This window comes from Flavobacterium rhizophilum, from assembly GCF_046000485.1.
Classification (GTDB): domain Bacteria; phylum Bacteroidota; class Bacteroidia; order Flavobacteriales; family Flavobacteriaceae; genus Flavobacterium; species Flavobacterium rhizophilum.
In genome coordinates, this window is record NZ_JBELQB010000003.1 from 147,147 (window position 1) to 162,467 (window position 15,321).

The window sequence follows — 15,321 nt, forward strand, 5'->3', positions numbered from 1 at the left end:
TGTAATGCCAAGTAATATTAATATACTGGTCAAAAATTAGCACAATTTTTAGCATATTCATTTAGTGTCATGAAACGTGTTATATGTATATTTATGAAATTTTTAACGAACAAAAATTCACGTTATCCCATAGGGTTTACTGCGGGAAAATTTAACCGGCCGTATGGCTGTTCCACTAGCTGCAGAAGCGATTACCGTTTAGTTATAAACTAAGTACCTCCGGTTGTCCTTCGATACCGGGTAGAAGAGTACAGCCGTAATTTAATTCCGGTTAATTAATCAACATGAAGAAATTTGTAACATTAGTTATCGCGCTATTAATAATATCTGCGGGCTATGCCCAGCAAACAACATACTGTAATCCCATAAATGTAGATTACGGCTATTGCCCTATACCTAATTTTGTAACACAGGGCAAGCATCGTGCAACTGCCGATCCCGTTATTACATTTTTTGAGGATGAATACTACCTATTCTCTACTAACCAATGGGGTTACTGGCATAGTGACAACATGGTAGACTGGAAATTTATACCACGTAAATTTTTAAGACCGGAGCATAAGGTGTATGATGAGCTTTGTGCGCCATCAGTATCTTATGTAAACGATACACTTTTGGTTGTTGGTTCTACACACGGTAAGGAATTCCCTATATGGATGAGTACCAATCCAAAAACTGATGACTGGAAAGAACTGGTTCACAAATTTGAAGCCGGTGCCTGGGATCCGCAAATATTTTGGGATGAAGATACCGACGAGGTATACCTGTACTATGGTTCAAGCAACCTGTACCCTATATATGGCGTAAAGCTTAACAGAAAAACATTCCAGCCGGAAGGAGAGAGAATACCGCTTATAGCCCTTAATGACGACGAACACGGATGGGAGCGTTTTGGCGAATACAACGACAATACTTTCATGCAGCCGTTTATGGAAGGGGCTTTTATGACCAAGCATAACGAAAAATACTACCTGCAATATGGTGCTCCGGGCACCGAATTTAGTGGATATGCCGATGGTGTATATGTGAGCGACAAACCACTTGGGCCTTTTGAATACCAGTCGTTCAACCCGTTTTCATACAAACCGGGAGGTTTTGCAAGAGGAGCGGGGCATGGTGCTACCTATCAGGACAATAACAACGATTACTGGCATGTTTCTACAATAGTAATCTCTACAAAAAATAACTTTGAAAGACGTTTAGGTATCTGGCCTGCCGGTTTTGATAACGACGGTATTATGTATTCTAATACGGCCTATGGTGATTATCCAACATACCTGCCTTCACAACATAAAGGTCATACCGGATTGAATTCATTCACCGGATGGATGTTACTTAACTACAACAAGCCTGTACAGGTATCGTCTACACTTGGAGGTTTCCAACCTAACTATGCTGTTGATGAAGATATCAAATCGTACTGGAGTGCAAAAAGTGCCGATAAGGGAGAATATATCATTACTGACCTTGGGGAGAAAAGTACTATCAACGCCATCCAGATTAATTATGCCGATCAGGATGTGGATATTATGGGTAAACCCGAAACCACTACAGGGCACAAATACATTATTTACAGCTCTAACGACGGTAAGAAGTGGAAAGTACTGGTAGATAAAAGTAAGAATACTAAAGATGTACCGCACGATTATATTCAGCTTGAAAAAGCAGCGACAGCACGTTACATAAAACTCGAAAACATACAAATGCCAACGGGTAAATTTACTATTAGCGGGCTAAGAATATTCGGTAAAGGGCAGGGAGTGAAACCGGGTGAGGTTAAAAATTTCGCCCCGTTACGATCGGCACCAAGAAAAAAAGGAGAGAGAAGGAATGTATGGTTTAAATGGCAACAGGAACCTAATGCCGACGGTTATGTGATATACTTTGGTAAATCACCCGATAAAATGTATGGCTCCATAATGGTATACGGTAAAAACGAATACTATTTCTCGGGCCTTGACAGGACAGACGCATATTATTTTCAAATAGAAGCATTTAATAATAACGGTATCGGTCCGCGTACCGAGATCAAAAAATCAGAATAACAACTATTAATAATAAGTACATTTATGAGTTCAGAACAACAAACAAACACCAATTATCCCGCGCTGTATACGCTAATTACAGTGTTCTTTTTCTGGGGATTTTTTGGTGCGTCTAACGGCGTATTCATTCCTTTTTGTAAAGAAAGATTTCAACTAGATCAGTTTCAGAGTCAGTTAATTGACTTTGCATTTTATGGAGCCTATTACATAGGAGCCCTGCTTTTATTTATCTTTAACAGCTCTGTTAAAAAAGATATACTTAATGCCTGGGGACTTAAAAAAGGTATCATTTATGGTTTACTTATAAGTACTGTGGGGGCTGTAGCAATGGTTATGGCGGTACAGGGAGGAAACTATTATTTTATTTTAGGTGCTTTATTTATTGTAGCGCTTGGTTTCTCTTTACAGCAAACTTCGGCACAACCTTTTGCAGCGATATTAGGACCTCAACATACCGCTACAAACAGGCTTAACTTAGCTGGTGGTGTAAACTCTTTCGGTACAACCATAGGGCCAATTGTCGTTACGATAGCTTTGTTTGGTGTTGTAATTACCGATGACGCTGAGCTTAAAAAATATATACAAACTGTACCGCTGGATAAAATGGAAATTTTATATGGTGCAGTAGGGGTATTATTCTTAATAGCTGCTGCGCTTTTCTTTTTCTCTAAAAAACTTCCGTCAGGGAAAATGGATTCAAGTTTTGAGCCCGCTAAAAAGTCACTAAATACCATGATTGTAGTTACACTGTTTTTAGTAGCTATTTTTGGTTATATCTTCTCAAGATATGAGGATCCTGAATTCATCAGAAGGTTTACAGGAGATAACAGGGAGCAGGATTTCTTAGGCTTAGGTTTAACCGTGGCAACATTACTAATAGTAGTATTTGGTTTATTGTTTGCTAATACAGCTGCAAAGAAAAACCCTGTGGGTTGGGGTGCTATGCGTTACCCTCAGTTAGTATTGGGGATGATTGCTATTTTTATGTATGTAGGTGTTGAAGTAACTATACAAAGTAACCTTGGAGAACTTCTAGGAGAGCCTGAATTTGGTTCATTAACAGGATCGGCAATTGCTCCGTTTATCTCAATGTATTGGGGTAGTATGATGATTGGTCGTTGGGCAGGTGCTATCTCTGTATTTAATCCTTCAAACAGTATGAGAAAAATACTTCTTATAATAGTGCCTTATATTGCTTATGGTGTTGTACTTGCTTCAAATGTTATAGCAGGAAATGATATAACTCCGCTTTATGCCTATGCAGCAATTATATTAGTACAAATAGGAGGTTTCTTTATGGGGCAGGATCGTCCGGCAAGAACACTTATGATATTTAGTTTACTGGGTGTTACTGCAATGCTTATCGGATTATTCTCTACCGGAGATGTGGCTATTTACGCCTTTATGAGTGGAGGTTTATTCTGTAGTATTATGTGGCCTTCTATATTTGCATTAGCGATTGCAGGTATTGGTAAGTATACATCTCAGGGTTCGGCTTTTCTTGTAATGATGATTTTAGGTGGTGGTATTATTCCGCCGTTACAAGGTAAAATAGCAGATATTATTGGTATTCACCATTCTTATTTTATCCCTGTATTATGTTTCTTATACCTTGTTTTCTTTGGTTGGAAAGTTATGCAGATATTAAAAGAACAGGGAATAGCCCATGAAGTTGAAATGGGTGATGCTCATTAAAAATATTAAGTTTAGTCTTTAAAAAGTCCTGCCATTCGGCAGGACTTTTTTGTTTACACCATGTTAAATATTTGTGAAACGTATTCGGTTAACATTTTGTTTTTTAATAAATTAGTTATTATGCTTTAATCTAAAACCTAATAAACATGAAAACAAACAAACCAAATTTCAAAAAACAGTTATTATTACTTCTTACATTTTTAGGATTAACGTTTGCAGTAAATGCTCAGGATATCAGGGTGGGGGCTCATGGTGCATTTCCCACTGGTGATGCTTCAGATGTTTCTTCCTTTAATGCTGGTGTTGATGCATCGGTATACTTTTTTGATATAAATGAGCAGGTTAGTTTAGGAGTATCTACAGGATATACCCGCTTTTTTGGAAAAGATGAAACTGTAGGAGATATAAAGTTTGAATACGATGATTTTACTTACATACCAATTACCGCATCAGCAAGAGGGCTTTTTGGTACAAAACAAAATATATTTTACACAGCTAATTTAGGATATGCTGTAGGACTTGACGATGCAGACGGAGGATTTATTTATCAGGCTAATTTAGGCTGGACTAACTCTGTTATTGATGTTTTTGCCTTTTACAGAGGTATTAGTGACGAAATAACTGTAAATTCTTTTGGGGCAGGAGTCGCCTTTAAAGTTTTATAAAATAAGAGTGTATGAAATCAGTTTTAAAAATAATGGCATTATTACTCATGTTTACGGTTACTGCATATTCGCAGGATGTTGCCGACAGGGTTATTATGCTTAACGGAGAGAGTAAAGAGGGTAAGGTAACCGCGATAGATAGTGATAACGTAAAGTTTGTTCATAAGGGAGAAACACTGGAATACGAATTTAAGAAGACAGAAATTAATAAAATTGTATTTGCAAGCGGAAGGGAAGAGGTGTTTAGCAATAAACAACCGGCACAACAGCAAACCTTATCTAATCCGGCAGACAGGAGAAACAAGTTGGCTGTCTTGCCTTTTAATTTTACGACAAATGATGATGGTTTGATGTCTGAAGATCTTAGTCATCGTATGCAAAATGATTGTGTTGATGATTTTAAAGGTGATACTTCCCTTATAACAGTTCAGGATCCAATGGAGACCAATGCTTTACTTGCCAGAAATAATGTTGATGTAAACAACATACAGTCGGTAATGCCAAAAGATCTGGCTGTAATGCTTGGGGTGGAGTATGTTGTTTATTCTACCGGTAATATTGTAAACAAAGGCAGCCAAACCTACGGTAGTGAAGTATCTACTTATAAGGACAAGGATAAATATAAAAACAATTCTAAAGGTTCAACAGTTACTACAAATAATTCTACTACAGTTGTTAATTACAGTACAACCATTGAAATGCGTATTTACAACGATGAGGGTAAAAATGTATATAGTGACTCCAAAAACTCTTTTGGTAGTTCATTAGATTCCTATAAGGCTACAATTAAATACCTGGTTAAACGTACACCATTTGGCAGTAAGAGAAAATAATTGGGATTACAGGAGCAATTATTTATCTTTGGTCAACTAAAAAATAACCATTATGAAAAGAATTGCAATTATAGCTGTCCTAACGGTTGCTATAAATTTAATAGCCTGTAACGATAAGAAATCCGGTGAGGAAACAACTAATCAGGAGACAGAAACTAAAGAGATAGTAGTGCCTGAAGTTCCCGAAAATGCCGAAGAAAAACAGGTAACCATTAAAGCTACTGTACTTTCTGTAGAGCACGGTAAGGATGGTGTTACTGCTAAGGCGGTAGATGATGACGGTGTGGAGTATTCAATCATTATAAGCATACCAAACCTTAAAGAACCTGATATGTACAGGGAAGTCAAAAAAGATGACATTATTACCGTAAGCGGTACGCTTTGGGAAATGGATGGACAAAATTATTTTAAGGCTGTAACCTTAATGATATAATTAATAAGCCCCCGCAAATGCGGGGGCTTATTTTTGTTAGGCTTTTGCAGTTGGTAACGAACTGTTGTTCCAGTCAATTTTCCTTGAGACAAACATTACTGCCCCAAGTATTACAAATAGGCCAATGCTGCCTACAAGCAATGCATAGTCTTCCAGTTGTATTATTACATATATAAAAGAATATAGTGTGCTGAGAGAAATGGCAATAAACAGCGGGAATTTAATTCCTTTTAATATGGAAACAGAATACAACCCTATCATGACCACTACAGCCGCACCGGCAACAAAATATCCCAACATAAAGCTACTGTGTTCTGTTATGGAAATTAGGAGTGTATAGAACATAATAAGAGCAAGCCCTATCATGCCATACTGGAAAATATGAATACTTATTTTACTAATGGTTTGAATAAGGAAGAAAACCAGGAAGGTAAGTCCTATTACAAGGAAACCGTATTTTGCAGTTCTTTCAGACTGTTGATACTCATCTACAGGTGTAATAAAGCCTGTTTCAAAAGTATAGTCACTAAGGTCCGGCAATCCATTAAAATACCGTTGTGCAAAAGGACGGTTTAGGTAAGAGATACTCCAGTGAGCAGGGAAACTTTGTCCCTGAGTACCTGTAGTTTTAGGGAGAAAATTTCCTTTAAAGCTAGGCGAATGCCAGTTTGAGGTCATGGTAGCTTCGGTTTGTTTACCTATTGGGACAATGCTAAGGCTTTCGCTACCCTGATATTTTATATTTAAAGAAAAAGGAGCGCTATTGTTAGCTAGCAGCTCCTTGATGTTTACAGGAGCGGTTTCCATTACAGATTTGCGCTCCCTTTTTGTGGTTTGAGCAATAGGTTCAAATGAAAGCTTTTTACCACCTATGGTAATGTTTGCACTGCCCTGTATGCCTTTTATATTTGTGGTTTTTATTGTTAGGCGTGTTTGGTCCCAGTGTATATCAGCTTCCTCAACTTTTTCTGAAGTTTTTTGAGTAGAGAAATCGGGTAAGCAATAACTACCTTTAAAATCCAGGTCGGAAGTGTATACGGCCGACTTATATATACCTCTCTTTTTACTGTCGGCATCAACGTTTACGTCAATATTAGCCTTTAGCTCATCCGGAAAGAAATAAGCGTACTCTGTATATGGAGTGATTTCATAGGTTACTTTTCTTGTCTTCTCGTCTACTATTTTTGTTTTCTCATATACAGTATAAGGAACCTTAATTATAGGTCCGTAAAAGTACACATCACCTCCCCATTTTTCATTAATTTCCTGAATTACTTCTTTTTGACGTTGTGCACGCTCAAATATTAAGCTCTTTACAAACTGAAGGGGAATTAGCAGGATAAAAACCAGTAGTCCTACCATGATTATTTTTGCGGTGTTAGACTGGAAAAAGCCCTGAGGTTTTTCGTTGTTTTGTGTTGTATTTACATTTTGTTCCATAATTGAATTATTAGGGTTAATTGATTTTAATTGTTGTTTTTTACTAGTTATTAAATACCGAGCATGTTATTACTATAATTTTATTATCAATGTTTCATATGCCACTGCAATTGGAATATTTATCAGCATGTATGCCATTGCAAGCAATACCTTTTTACTGTGGCCTTTACTGCTTATTGCTATTATTAGTGCTATAAAAAGAATAAGGCCGTTTATTAATGTTGTAATTGCTATGAATATGAAGCTTACGACAACTAAGCTTAATGATGTGTCATCGGTATAAAATGTTTTGTTGTTTTGTATTAATGATATTGTTGGCTCATGTATTGATATTGCACTTATTACAAATAGAGGCACGGCTATCGTAAATGTTATTGCTGCTGTTTTTTTACAGATGTTACAGATGTATTTTACCACTTCTGATTCTTGGTTTATGTTTACTGTTTCCACGGCTTAGGGTTTATAAGGAAATGTTGTTGAGAAATAAAGCAGGTAAACAATAGCCGGCGGTACATTTGCCAGTGTTAACACATTTCGCCACAGGTTTACTGTTGGCCTGTAAAATGACGAAAGGATTAGGAGCAACAATACAACCAGTGTGTTTAGCATGGCAACTCCCCACAGGAACCCGCTGCGGTAATGTTCGTTAAAGCTCTCTTTATCCAAGTGCAGCGAGTAAAACAGTAGGGCAGTGCCAATGCTAAGGGTTGCGGTAAGGACAACCATTGGCAGTATTACAATTATTATGGTTTTGGTTGAAGGTGTGTTTGTCATTAATTACTGTATTAAAAATGTGTCTTTTATCCTTTGTAACGGCAAGTGCAGCATCCTGAAATAATTAAGGTCGTAAAACCTTAATGCCTGTTTGCCCTCTTTATATCTCTTTATGAAATAGGGTAGTGCCAGCGGATTCAATAATAAACCCGTAAGGGCAGAGAATACAGTAACAATACTGATGTCTCCGTTTCCTATCAGGTAGTAGTGCATAGCTATCTCTTCCCTGTTATTTATATCTTTAGTGATAAGTACTCTCAGTATATCCTGTTTCTCAGGTATAGGGTAGGTTTCGTTGCTGTTATCAAACAGAAACCTGCCAAGAGTGTTACCTAAACTGCCTTTAGGGTAGCTTATTAAATCTTCCAGTGTTATATCGTGTTTCGGCTTTTCTGTAAAGCCTGTTATTAGTGCTAATGTTTTCATGTGTGTCTTTTTTTACTTTGAATTTCAAAGTAGATTTATAAATTTTTTTATTCAGGTTCAGGATACATAATAAAAGCCAGAAACATAAATACGCCAAAGCCTAATGTCATTCCCCATGATGTTTTACATTCCGGACAAACCGTTAGGCTTACAAATATGCATTGTACCAACTCTAAAGGCTTATGTAATATATCCCAACTGTTATAGCGTAAAAAGCGCCCCAAATAGATGCCAAAGCCGGTTAGAAAGCTAATGATGAGCATAAGCCCCCAGGTCATAAAATAATTGAACCTTACAGCGAGCATTAAAAACATTTGTTTCATTGATTTGATGCCAAAAAGTAATCCGCTAAGGGAAAAACTTATCAGTAACAGTACATCAAACCAAACCGGTATACTTGTTTCCCTTTTAAGATGGATGAAATCTGTAATTATATAAGGCGCATTAGGCAGGAACATGAGCCAGGCAAAGAAAAGGGGGTAAAAATAGTGTCTCTTCTCTATAAGGTGTGGCCTGTCTATCATGTATCCTGTTATTCCTAATGGCACATAAGCTAAAAAGATGTTCCAGGCTAAAAAGAAATAAAATTCAGATCGTGCAATGGCTACTCTGGTTATCAATAAACAAACGGCAAAGCAGGCCATGGTTATCAGCAGGGCGTTATTCCTGAACTGATTGTTAATTACAGATTTTAATGTTTTCATTTTTATTATTTTAAAAGTACTTTGTTTTTCAAAGTAAAAAGATAAAAAAATATAGTTTACTTTTTCTGGATTAATTTTTCCAGTGCATCAATATGATCTTTAAAGGCTTTACGGCCTTCTTTAGTTGCTATATAGCGGGTATTTGGCTTTTTGCCTATAAACTGTTTTTCAATAGTTATATAGTTTTCACTTTCCAGTGCTTTTGCATGGCTGGCAAGGTTACCGTCTGTCACACCCAGTAATTCTTTAAGCGTTGTAAAATCGGCATACTCGTTTACCACAAGTACCGACATGATGCCGAGACGTATCCTGTGGTCAAAGGCCTTATTTATATGTTGTAATATATTCTTCAAACTTACTGTTTTCGGTCATATTTAAAATGCATCACGGTTCCATACACAATATGGCATCCTCCAAATCCAAGTGCCCAAAATTCAAGTCCGTAACCCATAAACCACGTGGCAAATAAGCCTATAATTATCATTGTTAAACCTAAATAGCGCACATCCCTTAAAGTATACTTACTGGCATTCACACACGATAATCCGTAAAAAATCAATGTTATAGGGGCAATTAGGCCATAATAATGATTCTTAATTAATAACAGTGCAAAAATGCCTCCTGTACAAAGCGGAATCATAAAGTTAGCTAACAGTCGCTTTGACGTAGAGCTCCAAATCATGTCGCCACTTTTACGGGCTTTTTTCAAAGTAAGTAATAATGCTGTTGAAACAGATAGTATTAGTACAGCGGCAGCAATTAACAGAATGTACTTAAAGGTCAGGCTTTCAAGAGTATATTTTTCTTCAGCAACATGGTGTACTAAATAAGCCCCTGCCAGTGCATAAATGCCTGCCATAATTCCCGATATCCCGCTAAGGGAAAGGAACTGTGACGACCTATCCATCATCTTTTTTATATCCTGAATGTCCTTTATGTAGTTTTCCATAGTAAAGTACTTTGAAATACAAAGTTAATGAATTTTCTGAAATTTCCAAAAAAATATTCAAAAATCGGTAGGTTGGGTAAGGGGATATAAAAAGCGCCCCTGTTAAGGAGCGCCTGTATTATAAATGGTATAGGTTTTATATCCTGAAGATACCGCCTATAGCTACTATTCTCTGGAAGAATGTAAAATGTTGGGAAGCCCTGTCGGCACCAGAATGGGTAGTACGTATGTCATGCATGTCTATATAACCGCTTTTAAATTCTCCCTGTATAAAGAAGTGTTTAAAAAAGGTTAGATTAATGCCTGCCTTAGCAGCTACGCCATAACCTGAGATATGGAAATCGTCGTGCCTGTCCATACCAAGTACCTTAGCATTGGTTTTAGGGTATAAAAAACCTCCGCCTAAACCTTCGGTAATATTTACCTGAAATGTATCAGTATTGGTAATTCCTAAATATTTTGAAACATCGTCTACACGGGCAAACTCTACGTTTATGTAGTTTAGTCCGTCAGTATGTTCAAATGTAAGGAAATCTTCCGTAAGGGTAATTGGTACATTGTTATATATACCGTTAAAAGCAGCACCGGGCTGACTTTCGTCCATGTCCACATAACCGTTAATATTGGCTACCTGGTTTTGGCTCATTACATACTTCATGTGGTCTATACCAAGTGAAATACTGTAATGGTCGCTAATAAAATAACCTATGCGCAGGTTTGTTTGCGGTATGGTCATTTTAGTAGGGTTAACATAGTCTACATGCCATCCTTTAGGTTTGTCATGTGCTTCTACGTCCTGTAGGGTAAAGTTATATCCTGGTCCGGAAAAGTTAATGTCTGACCTTGAGAAAGATTCTCTGTTTCCTCCCCAAAGTATAAAAAACTTTCCTTTGTTGTGAGCTGTGTATTTTTCAGGGGCTGTTGCTAGTTCCTGGGAAAAGGTGTACTGTGAAAAAACACAAAAAGATAGTACAACCAGTAATAATGGTTGTTTCACGATAAAATAATTAAAAAAATAAGGTATTAAAAGTTGTTGATCGTTTTTCTGATCGCTACAAGCCTTTCCATTAAACCTTCAAAGTAATCAAGGTGCAGCATGTTAGCACCATCACTTTTTGCATTAGCAGGATCAAAGTGAGTTTCAATAAAAATTCCATCTACACCAACCGCTATACCGGCTTTTGCGATGGTTTCAATCATGTCAGGCCTACCTCCGGTAACACCGGTAGACTGGTTAGGCTGCTGTAGGGAGTGAGTAACATCCAGCACAGTAGAGGCAAACTGTTTCATGGTAGGAATGCCCCTGTAATCAACAATCATGTCCTGATAGCCAAACATAGTTCCCCTGTCTGTAACCATTACATTTTCGTTATTACAATCCAATACCTTTTGTACGGCATGTTTCATGCTTTCCGGACTCATAAACTGGCCTTTTTTAAGGTTTACTGTTTTACCGGTTTCGGCAGCAGCAACCACAAGGTCGGTTTGTCTTACCAAAAAGGCAGGTATTTGCAGTACATCCACATACTCGGCAGCTTTTGCCGCATCTTCATTTTCATGAATATCGGTAACGGTAGGTACGCCAAAAGTTTGCGATACCTTTTGAAGTATTTTAAGGGCTTTTTCATCGCCTATGCCTGTAAAGCTGTCTATGCGGGAACGGTTAGCTTTTTTGAACGATCCTTTAAATACATAAGGAATCTGTAGCCTGTCGGTAATCCCAACCAGTTTTTCGGCAATGCGAAGTGCCATATCTTCACCTTCAATGGCACAAGGCCCGGCAAGTACAAAAAAGTTGCCGCTGTCGGTATGTTTTATCTGAGGTATATTCTGTAAGTTCATAGATACTGAAATTTGTGGTGCAAAGATAAAAAATAAAAGCCTTAGTAGTACACTAAGGCTTTTACGGTTATTTTAATTCCCTTATGCCAAATCCGGCAGGGGCCATTACTTTTCCTTTTTCATAAAGGTTAATGTATATTTTTACGGGAGTTGCAAGTCCGTCCCAACTTACTTCATACACATCAAGCAGCCCTGCACCCATACTGTTTCTTTCAGACGGGAACGGGCAGCAGGCTTCCAGTTTTGTATAGGTTATTTTTTGTCCCTGCGGGCCGCTAAGCGCTCCAAAATAACGCTTTACGTTAATCTCGGCAGTTTGTACCGGCAGGAAACCAAGATTAACAGGCCAGTCCTGATCGTAACCGTATTTGTTGTTTTGTGCCGTTTCGGTAATAATAAAGGTGCGCTCCTTAGAGAGGTTAGGCATCCTGGCAGTGTTGTCAATATTTTTTATGGTATTGCGTGTACTTATGCACGATGCAGCAAAAGCAGCCAATACTATGGTAAGGAATATTTTTTTCATAAAAAGTAGTTGAAATGCACATCAAAGGTAAGCGAAATTTTATGTTTTAAGAAGCTATACACTCTATGCGGGTTAAAAAGTCTAAATTGCTATTTTTGTAGAAATTTGAAAAAACACATTATGTATAGTTTTTATGGTACATGGCCGTGGTATGTTTCCGGCTTTTTGATTGGGGCAGTAATGCTGGCTCTTATTTATTTTGGTAAAAGCTTCGGGATGTCGTCTAACCTCCGTACTATGTGTACTGCAATGGGAGCAGGCAAAACAGCCGATTTCTTTAAGTTTGACTGGAAAACTCAACGCTGGAATCTTATGGTGGTACTTGGTGCCATGCTGGGCGGATTTATAGCTACGCATTACCTGAGCGATGGCAGTGGCGTAAATCTTAACCCACAAACGGTGGTAGAGCTAAGGCAAATGAATATTGATGAGCCAAACGGTAAGCTCTTACCTGATGCGCTTGTTAGCCCTGAAGCCTTACAGTCACCTAAAGTACTTTTAATACTGCTTCTTGGTGGTATACTGGTAGGTTTTGGTACCCGTTATGCCGGAGGATGCACATCGGGGCACGCCATATCGGGGTTAAGTAACCTGCAGTTACCTTCGTTTATTGCTGTAATCGGATTTTTTATTGGTGGCCTTATAATGTCGTGGCTGCTGTTACCATTAATTTTAAACTAACAGAAACATGAAATTCCTAAAATATTTACTGGTTGGATTAGTATTTGGTATCGTTCTTACCAAATCAGAAGCCGTTTCTTGGTACCGTATATACGAGATGTTCCACTTTCAGTCGTTCCATATGTTCGGCATAATAATGACAGCCGTTGTGGTTGGGGTGGTAGGTATACAGCTTATTAAACGCAATAATGTAAAAGACATTACCGGACAGCCTATTGTAATTCCTAATAAAGATAAAGGGTTTACTAACTACATGGCAGGAGGAATACTGTTTGGTTTAGGATGGGGACTTATAGGTACCTGCCCGGGGCCTATATTTATACTAATAGGTGCAGGCTTTTACGGAATAGGGGTAGTATTGCTTGGTGCTTTAGTAGGGACTTACCTGTACGGACTATTAAGGAATAAATTACCGCATTAATGTTTTTTGAACAGGAACCGGTATTTTATGGCGGATTGGCATTTATTATATTTCCTTTTTTCGTACTAGGGATAATACTCTATTTTTATGAAGTTACCATAAAAAAATGGAAAACAACCGAAGGCATGATATTAAGAAATACTGTAGAACGGGATAAAAAAGATACTGACAGATATTGGAGAAACTATGTTGTTTATGAATATTCTGTTAGAGATAAATTTTACCAGAATAATGACAGCCATACCCGAAACCTAATATTTGGAAGCAACTTAAAATCGATAGTGCCTAATGGCAGATTTATTGAAGGAGAAAAAGTAAAGGTATATTATAACCCTAAAAAACCTCATAAATCAGTTATTGATAATAAGTTTGACTATTATAATTTAGGAATACTATTTTTTAGTGCGTTAGGTGCATACATGGTTTACTACAATTGGAAATAAATAAAGAAAGGAAGCTATAAGCTCCCTTTTTATTATATTAGAATTAAAAATCTGTATGTATAAGACGTTTTTTCTTCTAATAATATTCAGTTGTATATCATGTAAACCCTACGTAGATAATGAAAAATATAAATCTATAGGGAAGAATGAAATGTTGAATTTTGACTATTACAGAGATTATAATGTATTTGAAATAAAACACAGAATACCCGGAAGTGCTGATGGACAAATATATTCCCCAAGAAAGTTTAAAATTAACTTACCCAAGAATATTAAAGATTGGTATGTAAGTAATAATACTTATCTGTTTAATTTTGAAAACAATCAGTTTCTGGTTATTCAGGCAGGTTTTATTGATAATGATATACAAAGAGCTTGGAACTTTGAGAGTTTTGATGATGTCGACTCAAAAAGGGATTTTTATGATATAATGAACGATTTTGAACTATCAGAAAACTATATTGATAAGAAATTGGAATCTAAAAACTCTAATAGGTTAACTAAGCTATATACAAATTCTGATGTCAATATTATTTTATTCAATGTGAAAAAGGAGAACTATGATGATTTTCTAAAAAATATAAAAACATTTGAATACTTAAACTAAATAAAAAAAGGATGCTATAAGCACCCTTTCTTTAACTAACTAACTCAAACATAAACTAATTATTTATTAGAGTAAACCCTAATATAGTCTATTATAAATTCCTGAGGGAATATGCTATCATCCACTTCGGGTCCGCCAAAGTTTCCGCCTATCGCTACATTTACTAAAAAGTAAAACGGCTGGTTGTATGGCCAAACTTCTGTTGTTTTGTCTTTCGGTTCAAACTTGTAAACCGAATTACCATCTATAAAAAACTCAATAAAGTTTTCTGTCCAGTTTATAGCATAGGTATGAAAACCCTCTTCTATATTTTTAATCTCAGTTTTCTTTGTATTTATGGTATTACCATGACTGTCCTGCGTGTGGAGAGAGGTAAAAGCCATATGTGGTTCTTTACCCACATACTCCAGTATATCTATTTCTCCTGCCATAGGCCAGCCTACCTGATCAATGTTAGAACCTAACATCCAAAAAGCGGGCCAAATTCCCTGTCCGGTAGGAATTTTTGCTTTTGCTTCTATATATCCGTACTTAAACTCTTTGTTACCCTTTGTAGTTAAGCGTGTTGAGGTATAAGTGGAGTCGTTTATTTTTTTTGCGGTAATTATTAAGTTACCGTTTTCTACCTTGTGGTTATCTTTGGTATACACCTGGCGCTCGTTATTACCCCATCCGCAAATATTAGGGCACCCGTTACCAAGTTCAAAATTCCAAACCGACTCGTTAAGTTCCGATCCGTCAAAATTCTCTTCCCAAAGTAGTTCGCGCTCTTTCTCTTTTTTACCACACGATAGGGCAAGAGCCGAAAAAAGGAATACTATAGCTGTTTTTTTCATACTG

General features: G+C 37.1%; 20 protein-coding genes. 9 read left to right on the plus strand and 11 right to left on the minus strand.

Going from position 1 to position 15,321, the window contains the following annotated elements:
- Positions 1–284: 284 nt before the first annotated feature.
- The 5 genes from ABS768_RS04695 (at position 285) to ABS768_RS04715 (ending at position 5,671) form a co-directional block, all read left to right on the plus strand.
- The gene (locus ABS768_RS04695) at positions 285–2,045 is read left to right on the plus strand and encodes a discoidin domain-containing protein (protein ID WP_408073821.1); all 1,761 of its coding nucleotides are present in this window, start codon (positions 285–287) and stop codon (positions 2,043–2,045) included.
- Positions 2,046–2,069: 24 nt separating this feature from the next.
- The gene (locus ABS768_RS04700; RefSeq protein WP_408073822.1) at positions 2,070–3,740 is read left to right on the plus strand and encodes an MFS transporter; all 1,671 of its coding nucleotides are present in this window, start codon (positions 2,070–2,072) and stop codon (positions 3,738–3,740) included.
- Positions 3,741–3,886: 146 nt separating this feature from the next.
- Positions 3,887–4,405: a hypothetical protein gene (locus ABS768_RS04705; protein ID WP_408073823.1), complete on the plus strand. Its 519-nt coding sequence runs from the start codon at positions 3,887–3,889 to the stop codon at positions 4,403–4,405.
- Between the two features lie 11 nt (positions 4,406–4,416).
- Complete coding sequence (locus ABS768_RS04710; RefSeq protein ID WP_408073824.1) at positions 4,417–5,238, plus strand: hypothetical protein; 822 nt, start codon at positions 4,417–4,419, stop codon at positions 5,236–5,238.
- A 52-nt stretch (positions 5,239–5,290) separates the two neighbouring features.
- Positions 5,291–5,671, plus strand: a complete 381-nt coding sequence (locus ABS768_RS04715) for a hypothetical protein (protein WP_408073825.1) — start codon at positions 5,291–5,293, stop codon at positions 5,669–5,671.
- Positions 5,672–5,707: 36 nt separating this feature from the next.
- Here ABS768_RS04715 and creD read toward each other — a convergent pair whose 3' ends face one another.
- The 10 genes from creD to ABS768_RS04765 form a co-directional block, all read right to left on the minus strand.
- Positions 5,708–7,111 carry a cell envelope integrity protein CreD gene (gene creD, locus ABS768_RS04720; RefSeq protein WP_408073826.1) on the minus strand — a complete coding sequence of 468 codons (1,404 nt, stop codon included), beginning with the start codon at positions 7,109–7,111 and terminating at the stop codon, positions 5,708–5,710.
- A gap of 72 nt (positions 7,112–7,183) precedes the next feature.
- Positions 7,184–7,561 (minus strand): hypothetical protein, encoded by a 378-nt coding sequence (locus ABS768_RS04725; protein ID WP_408073827.1) that lies wholly within the window; start codon positions 7,559–7,561, stop codon positions 7,184–7,186.
- Between the two features lie 3 nt (positions 7,562–7,564).
- Positions 7,565–7,885 carry a hypothetical protein gene (locus ABS768_RS04730; protein ID WP_408073828.1) on the minus strand — a complete coding sequence of 107 codons (321 nt, stop codon included), beginning with the start codon at positions 7,883–7,885 and terminating at the stop codon, positions 7,565–7,567.
- Between the two features lie 3 nt (positions 7,886–7,888).
- A complete protein-coding gene (locus ABS768_RS04735; protein ID WP_408073829.1) occupies positions 7,889–8,311 on the minus strand; it encodes a hypothetical protein in 423 nt (140 codons plus the stop codon).
- A 47-nt stretch (positions 8,312–8,358) separates the two neighbouring features.
- Entirely contained in the window at positions 8,359–9,015 is a 657-nt protein-coding gene (locus tag ABS768_RS04740; RefSeq protein WP_408073830.1) for a DUF1361 domain-containing protein, read from the minus strand.
- A gap of 56 nt (positions 9,016–9,071) precedes the next feature.
- Positions 9,072–9,368, minus strand: a complete 297-nt coding sequence (locus tag ABS768_RS04745; protein WP_035132969.1) for a winged helix-turn-helix domain-containing protein — start codon at positions 9,366–9,368, stop codon at positions 9,072–9,074.
- A 2-nt stretch (positions 9,369–9,370) separates the two neighbouring features.
- Positions 9,371–9,964, minus strand: coding sequence for a hypothetical protein (locus tag ABS768_RS04750; protein ID WP_408073831.1), 594 nt, complete (start codon positions 9,962–9,964; stop codon positions 9,371–9,373).
- A 136-nt stretch (positions 9,965–10,100) separates the two neighbouring features.
- A complete protein-coding gene (locus ABS768_RS04755; protein ID WP_408073832.1) occupies positions 10,101–10,961 on the minus strand; it encodes a hypothetical protein in 861 nt (286 codons plus the stop codon).
- Between the two features lie 26 nt (positions 10,962–10,987).
- Positions 10,988–11,806, minus strand: coding sequence for a 3-deoxy-8-phosphooctulonate synthase (gene kdsA / locus ABS768_RS04760; RefSeq protein ID WP_157481257.1), 819 nt, complete (start codon positions 11,804–11,806; stop codon positions 10,988–10,990).
- Positions 11,807–11,873: 67 nt separating this feature from the next.
- Positions 11,874–12,329, minus strand: coding sequence for a 2-dehydro-3-deoxyphosphooctonate aldolase (locus ABS768_RS04765; RefSeq protein ID WP_408073833.1), 456 nt, complete (start codon positions 12,327–12,329; stop codon positions 11,874–11,876).
- Between the two features lie 120 nt (positions 12,330–12,449).
- Between ABS768_RS04765 and ABS768_RS04770 the strand changes: the two genes are divergently transcribed.
- The 4 genes from ABS768_RS04770 (at position 12,450) to ABS768_RS04785 (ending at position 14,481) form a co-directional block, all read left to right on the plus strand.
- Positions 12,450–13,010 (plus strand): YeeE/YedE family protein, encoded by a 561-nt coding sequence (locus ABS768_RS04770; protein ID WP_408073834.1) that lies wholly within the window; start codon positions 12,450–12,452, stop codon positions 13,008–13,010.
- A gap of 7 nt (positions 13,011–13,017) precedes the next feature.
- Positions 13,018–13,431 carry a DUF6691 family protein gene (locus tag ABS768_RS04775; protein WP_408073835.1) on the plus strand — a complete coding sequence of 138 codons (414 nt, stop codon included), beginning with the start codon at positions 13,018–13,020 and terminating at the stop codon, positions 13,429–13,431.
- Positions 13,431–13,874 carry a DUF3592 domain-containing protein gene (locus tag ABS768_RS04780; protein WP_408073836.1) on the plus strand — a complete coding sequence of 148 codons (444 nt, stop codon included), beginning with the start codon at positions 13,431–13,433 and terminating at the stop codon, positions 13,872–13,874. Before ABS768_RS04775 ends, ABS768_RS04780 begins: the two co-directional genes overlap by 1 nt.
- A 151-nt stretch (positions 13,875–14,025) precedes the next feature.
- Positions 14,026–14,481: a hypothetical protein gene (locus tag ABS768_RS04785; RefSeq protein ID WP_408073837.1), complete on the plus strand. Its 456-nt coding sequence runs from the start codon at positions 14,026–14,028 to the stop codon at positions 14,479–14,481.
- Between the two features lie 59 nt (positions 14,482–14,540).
- On the opposite strand, the gene ABS768_RS04790 is transcribed toward ABS768_RS04785, so the two are convergent.
- The gene (locus ABS768_RS04790) at positions 14,541–15,317 is read right to left on the minus strand and encodes a glycoside hydrolase family 16 protein (RefSeq protein WP_408073838.1); all 777 of its coding nucleotides are present in this window, start codon (positions 15,315–15,317) and stop codon (positions 14,541–14,543) included.
- Positions 15,318–15,321: the final 4 nt, after the last annotated feature.